We start from the raw sequence: 20,941 nt of genomic DNA on the forward strand, positions 1-20,941 counted from the left end.
TCACTCCTTTGTGGACAGATAGGGACCGAGCATCGCCGCGGCGACGGTGGCCACCGCCTCGGCGGCGTGGCCGGGTTCGCCGGAGGGCAGCAGCAGGTGGCTCACGGTCAGCCGCACCGCGGTCTCCGCGTACAGCTCGGCCAGTGGCGCGGGCAGTCCGGGCAGCCGGGCGCGGGTGTGCCGGCAGACCAGTTCGGCGGCCGAGGTCAGCACCGGGGCGCCGCGGGTGGTCAGGAACGGCAGCATGTCCTGCGCGTCCGCGCCGGTGAGCATCGCGCCGATCAGCCGGTTCTCCGCGGCGTGCACGAGGATGTAGCTCGTGGCCGCCCGGATGCCGTCGAGCAGGTTCTCCTCGCGGTCCAGCCGGTCCGCGGTGCCGGCCAGGAACTGCGCGGTCAGCCGCAGCGCGACCGCCTGCACCAGCGCGTCCTTGTTGCCGAACTCGTTGTAGACGGTCTGCCTGCTCACCCCGGCCGCGGTGGCCACATCGGCCATCCGCAGGCCCTGGTAGCCGCCCTCGGCGAGCAGGTCACCCGCCGCGTCCAGCAGCGTCTCGCGCAGTGATGCCTTGACCCTGGCGCTGAAAGGTGTGATCTGAGCCACGGTCTGAGTTTGACACGAAGGCGCTCGGTGTCAAGTGGGTGGACAGGGCTAAATCAGTTGTCAAGCGACGTACGGTAGGAGCCGTGAGTGCGCCGACCGTGGGTTTCGACCTGGACATGACGCTGATCGACCCTCGGCCAGGCATGGTGCTGGCCATGGACGAGGTGCGCAGGCGCACCGGTTTCCCGGTCGACGGGGAGCTGTTCGCGAGCAACCTCGGCCCGCCGCTGGACGGCTACTTCCGCGGCTGCGGCCTTGATGAGGAGCAGGTCCTCGCCGGGGTCAGGGAGTTCCGCGCGCTCTACCCGGAAATCGTCATCCCGCGCACCGTCGGGCTGCCCGGCGCGGCCGAGTCCCTGGCCGCGGTGCGTGCCGCCGGCGGCGCCGCGGTGGTGGTGACCGGCAAGTACGGGCCCAACGCGCAGCTGCACCTGGACGCGCTGGGCTGGGAAGTGGATCACCTGGTCGGCGAGCTGTGGTCGACCGAGAAGGCGGTGGCGTTACGCCGGTTCGGGGCCAAGGTCTACGTGGGCGACCACATCGGCGATGTCAACGGGGCCAAGGCGGCAGGCGCGTTCTCGGTGGCGGTGCCCAGCGGGCCGTGCACCGCGCGGGAGCTGCTGGCGGCGGGCGCGGACCTGGTGCTGGACTCGCTGACCGAGTTCCCTAGGTGGCTCGCCGGCTCAGCCGCGGTCCTTGCGGGACTGCCGGAACACCGCGAAAACGCCGAGCGCGAGGCCGATCGGCAGCAGCAGACAGGCCAGGTTCAACCACAGGGGTAGCTCCGTCCGGCCGCTGGCGAACAGGCCGAACGTGCTGACCACGGCGAGCAGCCCGATCGCGAAAACCACGATGGCTACCGGTATCAGCTTGATCTTCGGGGCGGTCACGGCCACGCTGGAAGCTTAGACGTTCACGCGGGGACAACGGGTAGCGCGACTGACTCGGCTACTCTGGAGAACACGCGCCTCTCGGTTTCTTGAGGCGCGTTTGTCGTGACTTAGGGAAACGGTGAGGACAGTGCCGAGCGGCAGGGTCAAGTGGTACGACGCGGAGAAGGGCTTCGGCTTCGTGACCCAGGACGGTGGGGAGGACGTGTACGTGCGCGCCTCCGCCCTACCCGAGGGGGTATCCGCGCTCAAGCCCGGCATGCGGGTGGAGTTCGGCGTGGCTGACGGCCGCCGGGGCCCGCAGGCGCTCTCCGTCCGGCTGGTCGACCCGGTGCCCTCGGTGGTCGAGGCCCGCCGCCGCCCGGCCGAGGAATTGCACGGCCTGATCGAGGACATGATCAAGGTGCTGGAGTCCACCGTGCAGCCGGACCTGCGCCGCAACCGCTACCCCGACCGCAAGGTGACCAAGCGGATCGCCGACGTCGTGCGCGCGGTGGCCAGGGAGCTGGACCCGAACTGATCTTGGTTGGGGCGGCCGCGGCCTCTAGCCGCGGTCGTCCACCGAGACAACCCACGTGCCCCGCGTCCCGAAACTCACGCCGCCCTCGGTGTTGGCGCTGATCGCCGCGCCGAACTGGTGCACCTCGATCGTCTCCAGCTGCGAGGTCGCCTCCGGCAGCTTCAGCGTGTACGCGAGCTGCTTGTTCGGCGCGAACACCTCGCTGCGCCCGTCGATCCGCCCGTTGTCCGGCTGCCGGTAGCGGAAGACCACCTGCCAGGGCGTCTGGCCGATCCGCGGGTCCACCGAGATGGTGACCTCCTGGCCCTTGGGCACCCGCAGCACGGCCGCGGCCTTCGAATCGGCCTGGCAGTTCTCCACCTTCACGTCGCAGTACTGCGTGGGCTTGGCCGCGACCGACTTGCCGGAGGCGAAGAAGGTCACCTCCGGCGGCCCAACGGGGCCGGCACAGGCGGCCACGCCCAGCGCCCCGGCGGTGACGAGCAGCAACGACAGTCCTCTACGCACGAACCCGAGACTATAGGGCCGGTGTGCGAGGCCTCGCCCGCGATAGCCGCGCCGAGGCGGCCCCTGGCGGCACGGCCGGACCACCCGAATACGCCCGGTATGAGGGCGGCCCGGCCGCGCCACCAGGAACCACCTCGATCACGACTCTCGCAGACGAGGCCGCGCACACAGGCCCTATGTGGTCGCCGGACGCAGCGGCCGATCGCCTCCGAAGCCGGGGATCAGCGAGGAGCCGCGACCGGCCAGCAGGGTCTGGGTGAAGCCGACCGCCAGCAGCACCGAGACCACGGTGAAGCCGAGCCAGTACTCCGGCGGCAGCAGCAGGCCGACCGCGCCGCCCAGGGTCCAGGCCAGCTGCAGCACGGTCTCGGAGCGGCCGAAGGCCGAGGCCCGCGACTCCTCCGGCATGTCCCGCTGCACCACCGCGTCCAGGCAGACCTTGGCCAGTGCCGAGGCGGTCGCGCCGACCAGGCCGACGATGGCCGCCGTGGTCAGCCCGCCGAAGACCGCGGCCACCACGGTGGCGGCCAGCGTGGAACCCACGCACACCAGCAGCAACTGGTCCGGCTTGGTGAAGCTCAGCCGGGCGCCCACCGCGCTGCCCAGGAAGTTCCCGATGCCTGCTGCCGCGCCGATGATGCCCAGCAGCAGCAACTGCATCACCGGCTCGCCCTGGGTCTGCGCCTTGACCGCGAAGGCGGCGAAGAGCATCAGGAACCCGGTCAGCACCCGGATGGTGGCGTTGGCCCACAGCGTGACCACCAGCACCCGGCCCATCGGCTGCCGCGCCCGCTTGGGGTGTGCGCCGACCGTGGCCGGCACCTCGCCCTCGGTGACCTCCACCCAGGCCGGGATGCGCACGCAGGACCAGACGCCGACCGCGCAGATCGCCGCGGTGAACCAGAGCGCGCCCTGCGGGCCGAAGAGCTGGCCCAGCCCGGCCGCGATACCGCCGAAGGCCACGCTGGCGACCAGGCCGAACACGGTGAGCCGGGAGTTGGTCTTGACCAGGTCCAGCTCATCCGGCAACACCCTGGGTGTCACCGCGGCCTTGAGCACGCCGAAGGATCTGGACAGCACCATGCAGCCCAGTGCGGCCGGGTAGAGCGCCCAGCTGTCGAAGTTGAGCGCCATCACCGCGGCCAGCGCGATCCGGCCGGCGAAGGAGACACCCAGAGCCAGTCGCCTGCCCTGCTGCAACCGGTCCAGCAGCGGACCGACCACCGGGGCGACCAGCGCGAACGGGGCCACCGTGATCAACAGGTAGAGCGCGACCTTGCCCTTGCTCTCCGCGCTCGCCGCGGAGAAGAACAGCGTGTTGGCCATGGCCACCGCGATGGCGGCGTCCACGGCGTAGTTGAGCATGGTGGCGTAGGTCAGCGCGGACAGGCCGGACTCGCGGGCCCCGTCGGCGTGCACCCCGCGGCGGAAGGCACGCACCGCCTGCTGGGTCAGGTGCTTGCTGCGCCACATCATCACCCTGGTGACGGTGATCTTCTTCGGCGGCGTCGGGCCCTCCGGCTGCGGCTGCGGCGCGGTGGGCTCCTCGTACTGCTCGTCCGGGTAGTACGGCGAGGGCGGCGGCCGGTGCGGCCGGGTCGAGCGCGGGGGTGGCGGCGGCGGTGGGGGCGTGCGGCGGCGCACCGGCTCGGTGCGGCGCTCGCCCTGGTAGTCCGGGTCGTCCTGCCACGGATAGCTCCGGCCGCCGGAGTCGCCGGCGGCCGGTGGTTCGTAGCCGCGCGTGCGCCCGCGACTGCCGTTGCGGGTCGGCTCGTCGGGTCCGGGTCGCATCACACTCCTAATCCTGCCGTACCGGAACGAACTTGACCCGGAACAACGCAGGCCACAGCTTGCCCGTGACCAGGAACTCGTCCGTGCCCGGGATGGCCGCGATGCCGTTGAGCACGTCAGCCCCCTCCTTCTGCTCCGGCCGGAGCAGCCCACTGGCATCCACTGTGCCGGTCACCGCCCCGCTGGCGGGGTCGATCCGCAGGATCTCGTCGGTTTGCCACACGTTCGCCCAGACCACGCCGTTGACGCACTCCAGCTCGTTGAGGTTGCCGACCGCGGCCCCGGCACGACGCACGGTGACCGAGCCGGTGACCGCGAAGCTGCCGGGATCGCGGAAGGTCAGCTGGTCCGAGCCGTTGCTCATGACAAGGCGGTTGCCGTCGTGGCAGAGGCCCCAGCCCTCGCCCTCGTAGCTGGCCTGGCCGGTCTGGGTCAGGGTCTGCCGGTCCCAGCGCAGCGCCAGGCCCTGCTGCCAGGTGAGCTGCCAGATCTTGTCGCCGATCACCGTGATGCCCTCGCCGAAGTGGTCGGCAGGCAGGTCAGCGCGCTGCTGGACCACGCCGGTGACCGGGTCCACCCGGCGCAGGGTGGAGTAGCCCTCCCGGCCGGTGCCCTCGTACAGCGCGCCGTCGGCCAGCTCCAGGCCCTGGGTGAACGCGCCCGGATCGTGCGGCCGGGTTTCCAGCAGTTCCACCCGAAGTTTTTCCGGTTGGGGCAGCGGCGCGTCGGCCTGGCTCACCGCGGAACAGCCGGAAAACACCAGGACCCCGCACAGCACCGCAAGCACTCGCACTGCTTCAGGGTGGCATGCCGCATCGGCGCCTGCCGAGATGCGGCACAATCTGCTATGTGACCCCAACCTCCACTCCAGCCGAGCACCGGACCGACTCGATCGACGGCACGCCGGAGAGCACCGCCCTGGTGAACGCGGTTCCGCTGGCGCAGGCCGCGGCCGAGGAGGCAGCCGAGGGCGAGGAGGTCGGCGGGCACGTCGGCATCTCGGTCGAGGACCCGGCTGCGGTCACCCACTTCTTCGAGGCCGCGCACCCCGGCTACAGCGGCTGGCGGTGGGCGGTCACCGTCTCCCAGGCCGGTGGCGAGGAGCCGGTCACGGTCAGCGAGGTCGTGCTGCTGCCCGGCCCGCAGGCCCTGGTCGCGCCGGACTGGGTGCCGTGGAACCAGCGGGTCAAGGCGGGCGACCTCGGTGTCGGCGACCTGCTGCCCACCGCCCCGGACGACCCCCGGCTGGTGCCGGGCTTCCTGGCCAGCGACGACTCCGCGGTGGAGGAAGCCGCCAAGGAGATCGGCCTCGGCCGGATGCGGGTGCTGTCCTGGGAGGGACGCGCCGAGGCGGCCGAGCGCTGGACCGGCGGCGACTTCGGTCCCGGCAGCGATATGGCGCGCAGCGCGCCGGGCTCCTGCGCGGGCTGCGGGTTCTTCCTGCCGCTGGCCGGGGCACTGCGAGCGGCCTTCGGGGTGTGCGGGAACGAGTACGCGCCTGCCGACGGCCGGGTGGTGCACGCGGAGTACGGCTGTGGCGCGCACTCCGAGGCCGAGGTGGACACCACGCCGCTGGTGCCGGTGGCCGAGGTGGTCTACGACGACTCGATGCTCGAGGTCGAGCACACCGTGCTGACCGTGCCTGCCCCCGAGCCCGTCGCGGAGACCGAGACCGCCGAGGCCGAGGCAGCTGTGGTCGAGACCGCTGTGGTCGAGACCGAGGCCGACGCCGCCGCGAACGAAGCACGGGAGTGAACGAACTCTTCCGCGCCGACGAGCTGCGCCAGGCGACCCTGGCCGCCTGGGCGTCCTCGCCGACCCGGTTCCGCGAGGACGCCAACGCCGAGGACGACCTGCGCTACGGCGGTTACCGCGACCGGCTCTTCGTCGAACTCGCGCAGAACGCCGCCGACGCCGCCGGTGCGGGCGGCATCCTGCGCGCCACCGTGGCCGATGGCGAACTCCGGGTGGCCAACACCGGCGCCCCGCTGGACGCCGAGGGCGTGGCCGCGCTGGCCTCGCTGCGGGCCTCGGCCAAACGCTCCGGTGGCGTCGGGCAGTTCGGCGTCGGGTTCGCCGCGGTGCTGGCGGTCAGCACCGAGCCGAGCGTGCGCTCGGCAGCCGGTGGTGTGCGGTTCTCCGCCGCGGACACGCTGACCGCGGTCCAGGCGCTGCCCGAGCTGGCCGCCGAACTCGCCGACCGGGACAACGCGGTGCCGGTGCTCCGGCTGCCCTGGCCGGTGGATCCCTCGCCGCTGCCATCCGGCTTCGACACCGAGGTGCGCCTGCCACTGTCCGATGTGGATGGTCAGGCGTTACTGGACCAGCTGGCCGGTCAGGCCGAGGACCTGCTGCTCGCCCTGCCCGGACTGAGCCGGATCGAGGTCGCCGACCAGGTCTGGACCCGCACCGACCACCCCGACGGCACCACCGAGCTGCACACCCCCGACGGCCCGAAGCGCTGGGCGCTGCACCGGGAATCCGGGCAGCTCGGCGAGGAGGTCCTGCTCGGGCTGGGTGTGGAGGCGCGGCGGCGGACCGGGTGGACGGTGTGCTGGGCGGTCCGGCTGGACGAGTCCGGTCAGCCGCGACCGGCCGGGTCCGACGTGCTCTACGCGCCGACCCCCACCGACGAACGGCTCTCGCTGCCCGCGCGGTTGTTCGCCGGGCTGCCGATCGAGCCCTCCCGGCGGCGGCTGGCGCCGAGCCCGGCCGCGGACGCGGTGCTGCGGGCCGCGGCCGCCTGTTACCCGCAGCTGCTGCTCGCGCTGCCAGCCAACAGCCGGACCGCGCTGGTGCCGCTGCCGGAGTTCCCGCTCTCCGAGGTCGACGAGAAGCTGCGTGAGCTGGTGCTCACCGCGCTGAGCAACGCCGAATGGCTGGTCGGCGCGGACGAGGACACCGTGCTCTCGCCGCGGCAGGCCTGCCTGCTGGACGTGGCCGCGCCGGAACTGGTCGAACTGCTCGGGCCCTCGCTCGGCGGGTTGCTGCCAGCCGAACTGGCCGAGGCCGAGCACCTGCGTGCGTTGCAGGCCGTCGGCGTGCGGCGGATCCGGCTGCCCGAGGTGGTCGCCACCGTGGCCGGGGTGGATCGCGCGCCCGAGTGGTGGCACCGGCTCTACACCGCGCTCGCGCCGGTGGCCGAGGTCGACTCCACCGCCCGCGAGGAACTCGGCGCGCTGCCGGTGCCGCTGGTGGACGGCCGCACCGTGACCGGCCCGCGCGGGGTGCTGCTGCCCGAGGTGGCCGCGGACATCCTCACCGCGATGTCCACAGTGGACATCGGCCTGCGGGTGGTGCACCCGGACGCGGCGCACCGGCTGCTGGAACGCCTTGGCGCCCGGCAGGTCGGCGCGGCCGAACTCCTGGACGAGCTGCGGCCGGCGGTGGAACGCAGTGTCGAGGACCTGGAAGCCGGGCTGGACACCGCCGCGCTGACCGAGGTGGTGCTGCGGCTGGTGGACCTGGCCGGACTGCGCAGGGGCGAGGCGCCCTGGCTGTCCGCGCTGGCCCTGCCGGACGAGCACGGCGACCCGCGTCGCGCGGACGAACTGCTGCTGCCGGGCTCGCCGCTGCGCGCGGTGCTCGCGCAGGACAGTCCGCTGGACGTGGTCGCCGCCGAGGTCGCGCAGCGCTGGGCGCCGAGTCTGCTCACCGCGATCGGCGTGCTCGACTCCTTCCCGATCATCGTCGACGAGAACCCGACCGGGCCCGAGCACGACCTGCCGGACGAGCAGGAGTGGTGGGACGAACTCGCCGCCGCGCACCCGGCCGGTGAAGGCCCCCGGCAGATCATCGCGGTCGGCGATCTGGACCTGGTCGCCGAGGAGCACTGGCCCGAGGCGCTGCGGCTGCTCGCCGCGGATCCGCTTGCCTGGCAGGCACTCCGGCTGCGGGACGGGCACACCGCGTGGTGGCTGTCCCGGTTCGCGCTGATCGGCGGCCGCCCGCCGCGGGACTGGCGGCGGGCCGACGTGGACGAGCTGAACGGCCTGTACGAGGTGGTGCCGGCCGAGGGCCTCAGCGATGAGCTGCTGGCCCTGCTCGGGGTCCGCGATTCGGTGGAAGTGTCCGATGTGGACGATGCCATCGACGTGCTGGCCCGGCTGGCCGATCCGGACCGCCTGGTGCGCGAGGGCGTGGTGCTGCGCGCGCACGAGGCGCTGGCCGACGCGGTCAGCCAGGGCCGGGTCGATCCGGCCGAGGTGGACCCGCCTGCCGCGGTCCGCTCCCTGGCCGGGACCGTGGTGGCCACCGAGCGGGCACTGGTGCTGGACGGTCCGTGGTGGCTGGCCGTGCTGGACCCGGCCGAGGTGGTCGCGGGCGGCGAGGCGTCCCCGCTGGCCGACCTGCTGGACCTGCCGACCTCCGACGGCGACGAGGTGGTCAGCGACAGCCGGGTGCAGCCGTGGGCGGAACTGGACGGCGTGGTCGAGTCCTGCGACCTGCTCGGCCTGGACTACCCGGACGGCGACCTGCACGTGCACGAGGAACTCGTGGTGCTCCTCGACGAGGTCCGGCACACCGTGCCCTGGTGGCTGGACCCGGACGGCGAACTGCACACCACCGAGGACCCGCAGGGCCTGGCCCGCGCGCTGGCCTGGACCCTGGACCGCTGGGAGGACCGGCACCTGCTGGCCGCCCTGCTCGCCGATCCGACCGCGCCCACCCTGTTGCGCTGAGCCGACGGCGTCGCCGCCAACCCGGTGGCGACGCCCTAGACCCCGGTCTGCGCCGTGCGCGACCCACGCCGGGCCGCGGCCCGCTGCCAGGCGATCACGGCCAGGCCGGTGAACCCGAGCAACCCGCCCACCAGGCAGGTCCAGGTCCACACCGACTCGGTGCCGCGCACCAGCAGCAGCACCACGAACGCGGCGAAGAAGATCCCGGTGCCGACCGAGACCGCGGGCACCGCGTCGGTCAGACCACGCGGCAGGGCCGGCGGCGGCGGTGGGGTTTGCCTGTTCGTAACCGGGCTGGGTTCGCTTCTCTCGGCCACGTCAGGCAGGCTACCTGCCGAAACGATCGACGTTGGCAGCAGGGAGGAGCCGCGATGGCCAAGACGTGGGTGCCGTCCGGTCTGGACCGGTTCTTCAAGATCTCCGAGCGCGGTTCCTCGGTCAGCAGGGAGGTCCGCGGCGGCCTGGTCACCTTCGTGACCATGGCCTACATCGTGGTGCTCAACCCGCTGATCCTGGGCAGCTTCTCGGCCCAGGACGCCGCGGCCAAGAAGGACGTGCTCGGCGAGATCCTGCCGGTGCCGCAGGTGGCCGCGGTCACCGCGCTGGTCGCCGGGGTGATGACCATCCTGTTCGGGCTGATCGCGAACTACCCGTTCGCCATCGCCACCGGCCTCGGCATCAACAGCCTGGTCGCGGTCACCATCGCGCCGCAGGTCACCTGGCCGGAGGCGATGGGCCTGATCGTGGTCAACGGCCTGGTGGTGCTGCTGCTGGTGGTCACCGGGTTCCGCACCGCGGTGTTCAACTCGGTGCCACCACCGCTGAAGGCGGCCATCGCGGTCGGCATCGGCCTGTTCATCTGCCTGATCGGCCTGGTCGACGCGGGCTTCGTGCGCCGCATCCCGGACGCCGCAGGCACCACCGTGCCGGTCGGTCTCGGCATCGGCGGCTCGATCGCCTCCTGGCCCACCCTGGTGTTCGTGGTCGGCCTGGTGCTCACCGGGATCCTGGTGGCGCGCAAGGTCCGCGGCGCCATCCTGATCGGCGTGCTGGGCAGCACCGTGCTGGCCATCGTGATCGAGGCCCTGGTCAACGCGGGCCCGTCCAAGGGCGTCAACCCGCGCGGCTGGAACCTGGGTTACCCCGCGCTGCCGGAGAGCTTCTTCAGCCTGCCCGACCTGTCCCTGGTCGGCGAGGTCTCCTTCGGCGCCTGGACCCGGCTGCCCGCGCTGGCCGCCGCGATGCTGGTCTTCACCCTGGTGCTGACCGACTTCTTCGACACCATCGGCACCATGACCGGCCTCGGCAAGGAGGCCGGTCTGGTGGACAAGAACGGCCAGCTGCCCAACACCAGCAAGGCCCTCTTCGTCGACGGCGTGGCCGCGGTGGCCGGCGGCGTCGCCTCCAGCTCCTCCAACACCGTCTACCTGGAGTCCGCGGCGGGCATCGCCGAGGGCGCCCGCACCGGCCTGGCCAACGTGGTCACCGGCCTGCTGTTCCTGGCCGCCATGTTCTTCACCCCGCTCTACCAGGTGGTGCCGGTGGAGGCGGCGGCCCCGGCGCTGGTGATCGTCGGCGCGCTGATGATGACCCAGATCACCGACATCGACTTCACCGACTTCACCATCGCCCTGCCGGCCTTCCTGACCATCGTGGTCATGCCGTTCACCTACTCCATCGCCAACGGCATCGGCGCCGGGTTCGTCAGCTACGTCGCGCTCAAGGTGGCCACCGGCAAGGCCCGCACCATCCACCCGCTGATGTGGGTGGTGGCGGCGGCCTTCCTGCTCTACTTCGGCATCGGCCCGCTGCGTGGGCTGTTCGTCTAGCCGATCCCCCAGAACTGGTTCAGCCCGCGGTGCACGTGGTAGACGACGATGTCCGCCCCGTTGTTGGGGTTGAAGTTGCCCACGTCCACCGCGAGCCCGTTGCTGCCAGCGCGCAGCACCCTGGTCGCCGGGTTGTAGCTCCAGATCTGCCCGTCGCCCCCGCAGGGCTGCACGGTCACCAGGTGCGGGGCAGGCGGGTTGTCCGGGCCGTGGTCCAGGCAGCCGCCGCTGGCGATGGCCATCCGGCCGTCCGGGCGGTGGGTGAAGCGCTGGGCCGGGCTGCCGTTGCAGTCGTAGAGCTGGATCTTGGTGCCGGGGGCCGATGAGCCGCCGGCGGCGTCCAGGCAACGGGCGCCGTCCAGGTCGGTGTGCAGCAGGGAGTTGTCCGGGCGCGGGCCGTTGGCCGGGGTCCAGGTCTGGTTGGGGTTGTTCAGCGGATGCCACAGGCCCAGTTCGGCCCCGGCGTCGCTGCGGTTGCCGAAGACGTCCAGCACCAGGTTGTTCGGTGCCAGCAGGGCGCGTTTGGCGGTGTCGTAGGTGAAGACCTGGCCGTCGCCGCCGCAGTTCTGGATGGTGACCACCCGGCCTGCCGCGGGCTGGTCGTCGCCGTAGTCCACGCAGCCGCCGCTGGCGATGGCCAGCCTGCCGTCGGCGCGCAGGGTGACCCGCTGGGCGTTGCTGCCGTTGCAGTCCCAGATCTGCACCTTGGTGCCGGGGGCGTTGCGGGCGCCCGCGGCGTCGACGCACCGCTCGCCTGGCTGGTCGGTGGTGACCGGCGCGTCGGTGAAGGTGGCCCGGCGCTGGGCCTGCGGGTCGAACCGGACCGGCACCGACACACTGGGCGCGCCGGTGGCGGTGAGCAGGAAAAGCATGTGGTAACCGGGCAACGCGGCCGCCGCGTCGGCCGGGGCGCGCAGTGTCAGCTTACCGTCCACAGTGGACTCAACGGTCAGTTCCACGTGGCGCTGGGTGGTGTTGAGCGAGTGCGTGGAGGCGCTGGGGGCGACCAGCACCGCGCGGGTGGCCGGGGCCTCGCCCTGGTAGTCCACGGTGAAGGACTGCCCGTACTGCAACACCTCCGGCGCGTGCGTGATCGACGGGCGCGGGCCGCGGAAGAGGTTCGGCGGCTGGTAGACCTCGATCGAGCCGAGCAGGTTGTCGTTCTTGTCCGGGTCGCGGGTCATCTGCTGGAACTCGTCCCCGGTGACCAGCACCCGGCCGTCGGCCAGCAGCACCGCGTTGGAGTGGTAGCCGCGCAGCATCGCCGAGGACGGGCCGAGCCGCCAGCTCTTGGCCGCCGGGTCGTACAGCTCCACCTGCCGGTAGCGCTGATCCCCTTCGGCCACCTTGTATCCGGCGCCGTAGTCGCGCAGCGCGCCGCCGGTCTCGCCGTTGACCGAGAGCACGCCGCCGTCGGGCAGCAGCACCAGGTTGTCGTTGTTGCGGCTGAACGCCCTGGTGCTGTCGGTGCTCCACTGCCCGGTGGCCGAGTCCAGCCGCAGTGCCCTGGGATCACCGGCGTTGCCACCGGCCACCAGCGCCTGGGTCGGGCCGTTCGTGCCACCCGGCAGCGCCACCGCCCCGGCGTAGCGCCGGACCGCGCCGTCCGGCCGGTCGGCCAGCCGCTGGATCGACCAGGAGGTGGTGTTGATCCGCTGCTGCTGGTCGGCGCCGCGGCCGAGCAGGTAGGTCGAGCCGTCGGCCATGGTGAAGGCGTGCGGGTAGTCCCAGGTGAAGACCTGCATCGGCGCGACCTCGCTGGGCAGGTTCGTCGCGTTCCGTTGGGTGACACCGGGAATCGCGGTGTTGCGGGCCGGGAACAGCTCGGTCTTGGCGGTGAGCCAGCCGTTCTCGTCCTCGCCGGAGACGCTGCCGACCCGGCCGTCCGGGGTGAGGAAGGAGGTCGGGTACCAGCGGCCGACGGAGAGGTCCTGCTGCCGGTGCCAGGTCTCGGTCCACGGGTTGAAGGTGAACACCAGCCGGGCCCCGGAGAGCTGGCCGTTCCTGGCCAGGTTGCCGCCGAAGACGGCCAGGTTCCCGTTGGGCAGGAAGGCCATCCCGGTGCAGAACAGCGGCGCGGGCCTGGCCTGGCCGGTGCCGTCCGGCATGTCGATCATCGGCGGCGGCACCGACTTCCACGCGTTCGCCCCGGTGCCGGCGTTCGGGTCCCAGAGGTAGGCGCGGCCGCGGTTGCGCGGGCCGACGGTGTAGGTCGGGGCGGTCTCCTCCTGCGGGTTCTTGGTGACCTCGTCGAAGCTGAAGGAGAGCACCTTGCCGGTGGGCAGCACCGCCACGTGCACGCCGTAGTCCGGCGAGGGCTGGGCCGCGCCACTGGTCTCGAACCGGCCCACCTCGTGCGCGGGGCCAGGTGGCGGCGGTGTCTCACCCGGCGCGAACTTGGCGTGCGGGTCGGCCTTGCGCCCCTCTCGCAGCGAGCGCTTGCGCGCATCCAGGTGCTCGCGCGCGTGCTGCTCGCCGAGGACCTTGCGTTCCTGCTCGTAGAGGTACTCCGGGGTCTCCCGGTCCGGGCTGGCTCCAGGCGGCAGGCCATGGCTGTGCGTGCCGTGGTCGTGACCGTGGGCGGCGTGATCATGCGGTGGGGCGGCCACGGCCGTCCCGGCCAGTAGTACGGACAGCACCAGCCCAGGCAGGATTCTGCGCACGCCGAATACACCTCTCGTTACGGAGTGGATTGGGCGCGCGTTCCCCCCGACGGGCCTGCTGCCCGTCCTCCAGTTGACGATGCGATTGCCGTTCTGGGTAGAGCCGAATGGCCGCAACCAGGCGTCTTGTGGCGTAGGTCAAACAGCACAGCCGCGGGCGAAAGTCGTGAGGTATGCTAAGGATGTGTCGGAGTTCGAGACAGAGCCCACCCTCGCCAGCCGGTTGCGGCTGTCCGTCGTGCGGCTCAACCGCAGGCTCCGCGCCCAGCGCACCGACTCCACGGTCACCCTGACCCAGCTGTCGGCGTTGTCCTGCCTGTTCAAGTGCGGACCGCTGACCCCTGGTGAGCTGGCGGCCAAGGAGGGCGTGCAGCCCCCCTCGATGACGAGGGTCATCGCCGCGCTGGAGGACCACCGTTTCGCCACCCGGCGTCCGCATCCCACGGACGGCAGGCAGGCGATCGTGGAGATCAGCGATCAGGGGCGGGCGTTCATCCGGGCCGATGTGCAGGCGCGGGAACGCTGGCTGGACAAGCAGTTGGCCGAGCTCGACGACTCGGACCGGGAAGTATTGGCCCGTGCCGCCGAGATCATAGACAGGATGGCGGGGCAGTAACGAGTGACGACCTACGCGGAACGTGAGCCGGAACAGTTAGACCGTTCGCCCAACGACTCCCCACCCCCGCGTAGCAGTCCATCCCCGGTACGGCGCAAGGGCATGTTCGCCTCCCTGCGCACCCGCAACTACCGCTACTTCGTCGCAGGCGCGAGTGTTTCGCTGATCGGCGTCTGGATGCAGCGGGTCGCCCAGGACTGGCTGGTCCTGGATCTCTCGCACGGCAGCGCGGTCGCGCTCGGCATCGCGGCCGCCCTGCAGTTCGCGCCCACCCTGGTGCTCTCGCTGTGGGCTGGCGTGCTCGCCGACCGGATGGACAAGCGCAAGCTGCTGATCGGCCTGCAGACCGCGATGGGCCTGTGCGCGCTGGCACTGGGCCTGCTGGTGGTCACCGGCGCCGCGCAGCTCTGGCACGTCTACGCGCTCTGCCTGGCGCTGGGCTGTTTCACCGCGGTGGAGACGCCGGTGCGGCAGTCCTTCGTGGTGGAGATGGTCGGCAAGGACCAGGTGACCAACGCGGTCGCGCTGAACTCGATGAACTTCAACATGGCCCGGATCACCGGCCCGGCCATCGCCGGCGTGCTGATCACCCTGATCGGCACCGGCTGGGTGTTCCTGCTCAACGCGGCCACCTTCGTCGCGGTCATCCTCGGCCTGTTCCTGATGAACCCGGCCCAGCTGCACCGCAGCCCGCCGGTGCCCCGCGCCAAGGGCCAGCTGCGCGAGGGCCTGCGCTACGTGCGCGGCCGCAAGGACCTGGTCGTGGTGATGGTGCTGGTGTTCTTCGTCAGCACCTTCGGCCTCAACTTCAGCACCACGCTGGCGGTGGTGGCGCGCAACGTCTTCCAGCGCGACGCCGACGGCTACGGCCTGCTCTCCACCCTGCTGGCGGCGGGCACCTTCCTCGGCGCGCTGCTGGCCGCCCGGCGCAGCACCAAGGGCAAGCCGCGGCTGCGGGTGATGATCGGCGGCGCGATCGTCTTCGGGATCCTGGAGATCGTGGTCGGGCTGATGCCCACCTTCACCGCGCTGGGGCTGATGCTGATCCCCACCGGCATCGCCGTGATGACGTTCACAACCACGGCCAACTCCACCGTCCAGCTGGCCGTCCGGCCGGACATGCGTGGGCGGGTGATGGGCCTGTACATGCTGGTCTTCCTGGGTGGCACCCCACTGGGCAGTCCGGTGATGGGGTGGGTCGCGCAGGAGTACGGGGGCCAGGCGCCGCTGCTGGTGGGCGGGATCGTGTCCCTGCTGGCCGCAATCGTGTGCGGAGCCGTTCTCGCAGGTCGCGGCGGTATCCGGCGGCCGGTCGGCCGATGGTCACGCTTTCGGGCAGGCCGTCGGGCTTGACTCGGGAGTGAAGTAAGCCTAACCTAAGTCTTGTCCGCTTCGTGGTGGGAGCGGCAGTCAGTTCGGGAACAGAGTGAGGCCCCGGCTCCGCAAGGAGTCCGGGGCCTCACTCTTTCGGCGACGTCAACTTGTCGGAGCATCCACCGCCGAAGTTCTGGGGGCTGCGATCAGGGCAGCAGCAGGCCGTTCTTGCCTGCGCGGGCGTCCTCGAAGCGCTTGCCGACCTCGGCCCAGTCCACGATGTTCCACAGGGCGTTGATGTAGTCGGCCTTCACGTTGCGGTACTGCAGGTAGTACGCGTGCTCCCACACGTCGAAGACCACCAGGGGGGTGGTGGCGATCGACAGGTTGGAGTGGTGGTCCTTGAGCTGCTGGGTGATCAGCCGCTGACCGATCGGGTCCCAGGCCAGCACGCCCCAGCCGGAGCCCTGGATAGTGGTGGAGACGGCGTTGAGCTGGGCCCGCAGCTTGTCGAAGGAGCCGAACTCCTCATCGATTGCGGCGGCGAGTTCGCCGGTGGGCTTGTCCCCGCCGTTGGGCGAGAGGATCTTCCACCACACCACGTGCATGGCGTGCCCGGCCAGGTTGAAGGCCAGGGTGTGCTCCAGGCCCACGATCGAACCGAAGTCGCCCTTGTCCCGGGCCTCGGCGATCTTGTCCAGGGTGTCGTTGGTGCCCTTGACGTAGGCGGCGTGGTGCTTCGAGTGGTGCAGCTCGTTGATCTCGCCGCTGATCGCCGGCGCGAGCGCGGAGTAGTCGTAGTCCAGATCGGGCAGGACGTAGGCGCCCATCAAGAGCCTCCCCATGTGAATGGCAGTCAGTTCATGAGAGTGCTGTGCAACTACAACCTACTTGCAACAAGCCATGGTCACGAGTTGGGGTCAGCGGTTTGACCTGGCTTGTCCTGCCGGGTGAGCATCAGCGGCAGTAGTCCGAATGTTCGCCCTCAGGCAGGGGAAGCCGGTCGAAATCCGGCGCTGACCCGCAACGGTGGGCCGCTTCACGCGGTGAGCCCGAGTACCTGCCGAGGGTGCGATCACCGAACTCCGTCGAGGCTCGCGGAAGGTGTCCATGAAGAAGTCGTTGCTCGCCGCTGTGTGCGTGCTCACGCTCTCGTTCTCGGCTTGTGGGAGTCCGGCGGCCACGCCGCAAACCCCGGCCGCGGCCGCACAGGAGATCGTCAACTGCGGCCGGACGCAGAAGTTCGACGGGACGCCCAAGCGGATCCTGAGCATGAACCAGCACGCCACCGAGGTGCTGGTGGCCCTTGGCGTGACCGACCGGATCGTGGGCACCGCCTACCCGGACACCCCGGACGTGCCTGCGGCCATCGCCACCGAGTACGCCAAGGTCAAGACCATCTCGCAGAAGTACCCGACCCTGGAACAGCTCCTGGGCACCGAGCCGGACCTGGTGGTCGGCGGCTACGCCAGCGCCTTCGCCGAGAAGGACGGCCGCGGCCGGGACGCCCTGGAGGCCAAGGGGATCCGCACCTTCCTGCTCTCGGAGAACTGCCCGGACGCCACCGCGGGTATCGGCACCTACACCGATGACCTCGGCGTGCTCGGCCGGGTACTCGGCGCGACCGAGGCGGCCGCGAAGCTGATCGGGGAGACCACCAGGGCGGTGGACGAGGTGACCGCCAAGGTCGCCGCCGCGAACAGGCCCGCGGTGCCGGTGTTCTTCTACGACAGCGGCGAACAGGCCCCGTTCACCGTCGGCGGGCGCGGGCTGGGCAACGACCTGGCCAAGCGGGCGGGTGGCCGCAACATCTTCGCCGACGTGCCCAAGGTCTTCGGCGACGCCAGCTGGGAACAGGTCGGCGAACGCGCGCCCGAGGTGATCGTGCTGGTGGACTACCTCGGCGACAACGGCGGCGTGGACGCCAAACGCCGCTTCCTCGAAGCTCATCCGCTGGCCTCGGCCACCCCGGCGGTGCGGAACAAGCGGTTCGTCACGCTCACCCTGCCCGACCTGATCGAAGGCATCCGGCTGCCCCCGGCGCTGCGCACGCTCACCGCCGGGCTGCACCCGGACCTGGCCAAGTGACCAGGTTCCCCCTCGGCCTGACCCTGCTGCTCGGCTTCCTGACCCTGCTCGGCGCCGCCAGCCTGGCCCTGTCCTTCGGGTCGGTGGCGGTGCCGGTCGGGCAGGTCTGGCGGATCCTGCTGCACTGGGCCGCGCCCGGCCTGGTCGAGGTCGACTGGACCCCGGTGCGGGCCACCATCATCCGCGAGTCCCGGCTGCCAAGGGTGGTGCTCGCGGTGCTGGTCGGCGCGGCGCTCGCGCTGGCCGGGGCGGTGGCCCAGGTGGTCACCCGCAACCCGCTCGCTGACCCGTACCTGCTGGGCGTCAACTCCGGGGCCGGGTTCTTCGTGGCCGTGGTGCTGGTGCTGGGCATCGGCGCCGGCGTGCTCGGCGCGGCCACCGTGCCGATCGCGGCCTTCCTTGGCGCGCTGGTGGCGTTGCTGCTGGTGCTCACGGTGGCCGGGCGGTTCGGCTCGGTGACCGCGCTGGTGCTCGGCGGACTCGGCGTGGCGCAGATCTTCGGTGCGGGCATCCTGATGGTGATCTTCCTGGCGGCCAAGGGCGATCAGGCCAAGCAGGTGTTGTTCTGGCTCAGCGGCGGGCTCGGCGACGCCCGCTGGGAGAGCATGGTCGTGCCGGGCGTGGTGCTCGTGCTGGCACTGGCCGCGGGCATGGCGGTCGGGCGCTGGCTCAACCTGCTCTCCGCGGGCGATGACGGGGCCGCCGCACTCGGCGTTGACCCGAAGAAACTGCGGCTGCTGGCCCTGATCGGGGTCGCGCTGCTGGCGGGTACCTCGGTCACGGTGGCAGGCGGCATCGCCTTCGTCGGACTGATCATCCCGCAGGCGGCCGCGTTCCTGGTGGGCGCGGACGCCCGGCGGCTGCTGCCGGTGGCCGCGCTGCTCGGCGGGGTGTTCCTGGTCGCGGCGGACCTGCTGGCCAGGGTGGTGATCGCGCCGCTGGAGATCCCGGTCGGCGCGGTCACCTCCTCGGTGGGCGGGGTGGTGTTCCTGGTGATGCTCTACCGGCGGCGGGGGAGGGCGGCATGAGCGTGCGCACCGAAGGCGTGCGGGTGGCCCTTGGCGGCCGCATCGTGGTGGACGGCGTGGACCTCGAACTGGGTGCCGGTGAGGTGCTGGGACTGGTGGGGCCCAACGGTTCCGGCAAGACCTCGCTGCTGCGCACGCTGTACCGGGCACTGGCCCCGGCCGGCGGCGCGGTGCTGGTGGACGAGCGGCCGGTCGCCGGGTTCGGACGGCGGGAACTGGCCAGGACACTGGCCGCGACCACCCAGGAATCCGAGCACGCGGCCGCGCTGACCGTGACCGAGGTGGTCACCCAGGGCCGCACCTGCCACCGCGGCTGGCTGGAATCGCTGCGGGCCGATGACCACGCCGCGGTCGGCGAGGCGATCAAGCTGGCCGACCTGGAAGCCTTGCGGGACCGGGATGTCCGCACCCTCTCCGGTGGTGAACGGCAACGCGTCTCCATCGCCCGCGCACTCGCCCAGCAGCCCCGGATCCTGGTGCTGGACGAGCCGACCAACCACCTCGACCTGCGGCACCAGCTCGCCGTGCTGGAACTGCTGCGCGCCCGCGCGGGCGAGGGCCTGTCCGTGCTGCTCACCCTGCACGACCTGCGGCTGGCGGTGGAACACTGCGACCGCCTGGTGGTGCTCGAGGAGGGCAGGGTGGTCACCGCCGGACCGCCAGTGCGGGTGCTCACCGCGGACCTGCTCGCCGGGGTTTTCGGCGTGCGCGGTCAGCTCAGGGAGCTGGCCGACGGACGGTCCACAGTGGACATAGCGGGCACGGTATGAGCTGCCTAACCAAGTTCCTTGGCGAACTGGCGGATCAGGCGCAGCGAGTCCGTTGTGCTCAGCGCGCGTTCCAGGGCCTGGTCGAAGGCGGAGTCGAACTCGCGCAACCGCACCGGGTGGTCGAGGAGCGAGGTCGCGGTCACCGTCTCCTGCCACAGCAGCGCGGGCAGTCGCGGGCCGGGGAACTCCAGCAGGTGGAACCCGCCGCCGCCGAGGGCGTGGAATGCCTCCGCGGTGAACGGCACCAGCCGGATGTCCACAGTGGACGGACGCTGCTCCACCATCGCGGCCAGGTGCCGCAGTTGCGCGGCCAGCACCGCGCGGCCGCCGACCTGCTGGTGCAGCACGGCCTCGGTGACCACCGCGGTCAGCCGCAACGGGTCGGGGCCGTCCAGCCGGTGCTGGCGGATCAGCCGGGCCTCCAGGACCCGCTCGACGTCGGCCATCCGGATGTTCGGCCCGGCGCCGCGGATCACCGCGCGGGCGTAGTCCTCGGTCTGCAGCAGGGCCGGGATCAGTCCGCCGTCATAGGAGCGGATCGCGGCCGCGCCGTGTTCGTAGCCGAAGAAGCGCAGCGTGTCGTCGTTGAACAGCCCGCCGTAGCCCTGCCACCAGGACCGCTGCTCGGCGGCCGAACGCAGCTCGATCAGCCCGGCGTAGGACTCCTCGCTGAGCCGGTAGGCCTTGGCCAGCGCCTTCAACCGCACGTCGGTGATCTTCAGCTTCCCGCCCTCGACCCCGGAGACGTAGGGCTGGGTGAGCCGGGCGGCCTTGGCCGCGGCGACCGCGGTGAGACCGGTCAGTTCCCGGTGCTCGCGCAGCCGGAGACCGAGTTCCCAGTTGGCGACGGTGGGTGAAGTGGGCACTAACACAACTCCAGATGACGGTGCTGATATCAGTGCAGAAGTCTCGCACACCGCCTCCGGCCACGAAGGAGTGATGGCAGCCGCCTGCCCGGAGATCCGCATCCGCTGCGACCCGGCCCCGCCGGAGGCATTGTCCTGCGCCCGGGTCGCGGCCGAGCCGGAGGTGGCGTTGGGGCTGGTCGCGGCGGAGATGGCCGCGACCGCGCACCGGGTCGAGGCGGCGGCCGCGCGCACCGCGATGTCGGTGTACGCGATCAAGATCGGCCAGGCCACGGTGCTGCCCTGGGCGCTGGGGCTGGGCTGGTGGCACCCGGACCGGGTCCGGCTGGGTGGTGATGGCGGGCATGGCTGGCACACCCTGCACCTGCCGGGCGCGCCGTCGCCGGTCGGTCTGGCGGAGTTGGTCGAGGGGATCTTCGAGGGGCATCTGTTCCGAGTGGCCGGACACCTGGCCGCCGTACGCGGCTGCGCCCGCCCGACCATGCTCGGCCAGATCGGCTTCGGCATCGGCACCGCCTTCGCCCGCGCCGCCCGCGGTGGCGCCGATCCGGCCCGACTTTCCCTTGCCCACCAACAGTTGTGTGCCACCCTCCCGTGGCTGGCCCCAACCGGCCGCCTGCTCCCCGGCCCCCACGGCCTGACCTACCTGCGCAACCACTGCTGCCTGTTCTGGACTGCCCCGGATGAGGCCGCCTGCCGCAGCTGCCCCCGCCGCACTGACGAGGACCGCCTCAGTACTTGATCCTCTTCCTCGGCGTGTTGGCCGTTCTGGTA

The 20,941-nt window shown here is 71.5% G+C and carries 19 protein-coding genes and 1 riboswitch; of the genes, 11 read left to right on the forward strand and 8 right to left on the reverse strand.

Annotation, left to right across the window (positions count from 1 at the left end):
* A complete protein-coding gene (locus HNR67_RS08110; protein WP_312986754.1) occupies nucleotides 1-603 on the reverse strand; it encodes a TetR/AcrR family transcriptional regulator in 603 nt (200 codons plus the stop codon).
* Nucleotides 604-686: 83 nt separating this feature from the next.
* Here HNR67_RS08110 and HNR67_RS08115 point away from each other — a divergent pair, with 83 nt between their 5' ends.
* Entirely contained in the window at nucleotides 687-1,385 is a 699-nt protein-coding gene (locus HNR67_RS08115; protein ID WP_312986756.1) for an HAD family hydrolase, read from the forward strand.
* Nucleotides 1,386-1,623: 238 nt separating this feature from the next.
* Nucleotides 1,624-2,013, forward strand: coding sequence for a cold-shock protein (locus HNR67_RS45570; protein WP_185001457.1), 390 nt, complete (start codon nucleotides 1,624-1,626; stop codon nucleotides 2,011-2,013).
* Nucleotides 2,014-2,037: 24 nt separating this feature from the next.
* Here the strand turns inward: HNR67_RS45570 and HNR67_RS08125 are convergent, their stop codons facing one another.
* From HNR67_RS08125 to HNR67_RS08135, 3 genes are all read right to left on the reverse strand, one after another.
* The gene (locus HNR67_RS08125) at nucleotides 2,038-2,520 is read right to left on the reverse strand and encodes a DUF2771 family protein (protein ID WP_185001458.1); all 483 of its coding nucleotides are present in this window, start codon (nucleotides 2,518-2,520) and stop codon (nucleotides 2,038-2,040) included.
* A 174-nt stretch (nucleotides 2,521-2,694) separates the two neighbouring features.
* Nucleotides 2,695-4,311 (reverse strand): MFS transporter, encoded by a 1,617-nt coding sequence (locus HNR67_RS08130; RefSeq protein ID WP_185001459.1) that lies wholly within the window; start codon nucleotides 4,309-4,311, stop codon nucleotides 2,695-2,697.
* A 7-nt stretch (nucleotides 4,312-4,318) separates the two neighbouring features.
* Complete coding sequence (locus HNR67_RS08135) at nucleotides 4,319-5,104, reverse strand: glutaminyl-peptide cyclotransferase (protein ID WP_185001460.1); 786 nt, start codon at nucleotides 5,102-5,104, stop codon at nucleotides 4,319-4,321.
* Nucleotides 5,105-5,160: 56 nt separating this feature from the next.
* Here HNR67_RS08135 and HNR67_RS08140 point away from each other — a divergent pair, with 56 nt between their 5' ends.
* Together HNR67_RS08140 and HNR67_RS08145 are read left to right on the forward strand one after the other, a co-directional pair.
* Nucleotides 5,161-6,066 carry a DUF3027 domain-containing protein gene (locus HNR67_RS08140; protein WP_407645119.1) on the forward strand — a complete coding sequence of 302 codons (906 nt, stop codon included), beginning with the start codon at nucleotides 5,161-5,163 and terminating at the stop codon, nucleotides 6,064-6,066.
* Entirely contained in the window at nucleotides 6,063-8,993 is a 2,931-nt protein-coding gene (locus tag HNR67_RS08145) for a sacsin N-terminal ATP-binding-like domain-containing protein (RefSeq protein ID WP_185001462.1), read from the forward strand. The genes HNR67_RS08140 and HNR67_RS08145 overlap by 4 nt, the downstream gene beginning before the upstream one ends.
* 35 nt (nucleotides 8,994-9,028) lie before the next feature.
* On the opposite strand, the gene HNR67_RS08150 is transcribed toward HNR67_RS08145, so the two are convergent.
* Nucleotides 9,029-9,310, reverse strand: a complete 282-nt coding sequence (locus tag HNR67_RS08150; RefSeq protein WP_185001463.1) for a DUF2530 domain-containing protein — start codon at nucleotides 9,308-9,310, stop codon at nucleotides 9,029-9,031.
* Nucleotides 9,311-9,364: 54 nt separating this feature from the next.
* Between HNR67_RS08150 and HNR67_RS08155 the strand changes: the two genes are divergently transcribed.
* The gene (locus tag HNR67_RS08155; protein ID WP_185001464.1) at nucleotides 9,365-10,822 is read left to right on the forward strand and encodes an NCS2 family permease; all 1,458 of its coding nucleotides are present in this window, start codon (nucleotides 9,365-9,367) and stop codon (nucleotides 10,820-10,822) included.
* On the opposite strand, the gene HNR67_RS08160 is transcribed toward HNR67_RS08155, so the two are convergent.
* The gene (locus HNR67_RS08160) at nucleotides 10,819-13,485 is read right to left on the reverse strand and encodes a ricin-type beta-trefoil lectin domain protein (protein ID WP_185001465.1); all 2,667 of its coding nucleotides are present in this window, start codon (nucleotides 13,483-13,485) and stop codon (nucleotides 10,819-10,821) included. The two genes, HNR67_RS08155 and HNR67_RS08160, sit on opposite strands and share 4 nt — an antisense overlap.
* 184 nt (nucleotides 13,486-13,669) lie before the next feature.
* On the opposite strand from HNR67_RS08160, the gene HNR67_RS08165 reads away from it, so the two are divergent.
* Together HNR67_RS08165 and HNR67_RS08170 are read left to right on the forward strand one after the other, a co-directional pair.
* Nucleotides 13,670-14,101 carry a MarR family winged helix-turn-helix transcriptional regulator gene (locus HNR67_RS08165; RefSeq protein ID WP_312986759.1) on the forward strand — a complete coding sequence of 144 codons (432 nt, stop codon included), beginning with the start codon at nucleotides 13,670-13,672 and terminating at the stop codon, nucleotides 14,099-14,101.
* 3 nt (nucleotides 14,102-14,104) lie between these two features.
* Nucleotides 14,105-15,454, forward strand: a complete 1,350-nt coding sequence (locus tag HNR67_RS08170) for an MFS transporter (protein WP_407645120.1) — start codon at nucleotides 14,105-14,107, stop codon at nucleotides 15,452-15,454.
* 167 nt (nucleotides 15,455-15,621) lie between these two features.
* Here HNR67_RS08170 and HNR67_RS08175 read toward each other — a convergent pair whose 3' ends face one another.
* Nucleotides 15,622-16,245, reverse strand: coding sequence for a superoxide dismutase (locus HNR67_RS08175; protein ID WP_185001468.1), 624 nt, complete (start codon nucleotides 16,243-16,245; stop codon nucleotides 15,622-15,624).
* A gap of 140 nt (nucleotides 16,246-16,385) precedes the next feature.
* Nucleotides 16,386-16,497, forward strand: a riboswitch (cobalamin riboswitch).
* 28 nt (nucleotides 16,498-16,525) lie between these two features.
* Between HNR67_RS08175 and HNR67_RS08180 the strand changes: the two genes are divergently transcribed.
* Genes HNR67_RS08180 through HNR67_RS08190 form a run of 3 tightly spaced genes read left to right on the forward strand, consistent with a single transcriptional unit; the run spans nucleotide 16,526 to nucleotide 19,301 of the window.
* Nucleotides 16,526-17,503, forward strand: a complete 978-nt coding sequence (locus HNR67_RS08180) for an ABC transporter substrate-binding protein (RefSeq protein WP_185001469.1) — start codon at nucleotides 16,526-16,528, stop codon at nucleotides 17,501-17,503.
* Nucleotides 17,500-18,531: a FecCD family ABC transporter permease gene (locus tag HNR67_RS08185; RefSeq protein WP_312986762.1), complete on the forward strand. Its 1,032-nt coding sequence runs from the start codon at nucleotides 17,500-17,502 to the stop codon at nucleotides 18,529-18,531. Before HNR67_RS08180 ends, HNR67_RS08185 begins: the two co-directional genes overlap by 4 nt.
* Nucleotides 18,528-19,301, forward strand: a complete 774-nt coding sequence (locus tag HNR67_RS08190) for an ABC transporter ATP-binding protein (RefSeq protein WP_185001470.1) — start codon at nucleotides 18,528-18,530, stop codon at nucleotides 19,299-19,301. Before HNR67_RS08185 ends, HNR67_RS08190 begins: the two co-directional genes overlap by 4 nt.
* A 5-nt stretch (nucleotides 19,302-19,306) precedes the next feature.
* Here the strand turns inward: HNR67_RS08190 and HNR67_RS08195 are convergent, their stop codons facing one another.
* Entirely contained in the window at nucleotides 19,307-20,167 is an 861-nt protein-coding gene (locus HNR67_RS08195; protein WP_312986763.1) for a helix-turn-helix transcriptional regulator, read from the reverse strand.
* A gap of 73 nt (nucleotides 20,168-20,240) precedes the next feature.
* Between HNR67_RS08195 and HNR67_RS08200 the strand changes: the two genes are divergently transcribed.
* The gene (locus HNR67_RS08200; protein WP_185001472.1) at nucleotides 20,241-20,909 is read left to right on the forward strand and encodes a hypothetical protein; all 669 of its coding nucleotides are present in this window, start codon (nucleotides 20,241-20,243) and stop codon (nucleotides 20,907-20,909) included.
* Nucleotides 20,910-20,941 lie beyond the last annotated feature (32 nt).

Origin of the sequence: Crossiella cryophila (assembly GCF_014204915.1) — a bacterium.
In the GTDB taxonomy this organism is placed as follows: Bacteria; Actinomycetota; Actinomycetes; order Mycobacteriales; family Pseudonocardiaceae; genus Crossiella; species Crossiella cryophila.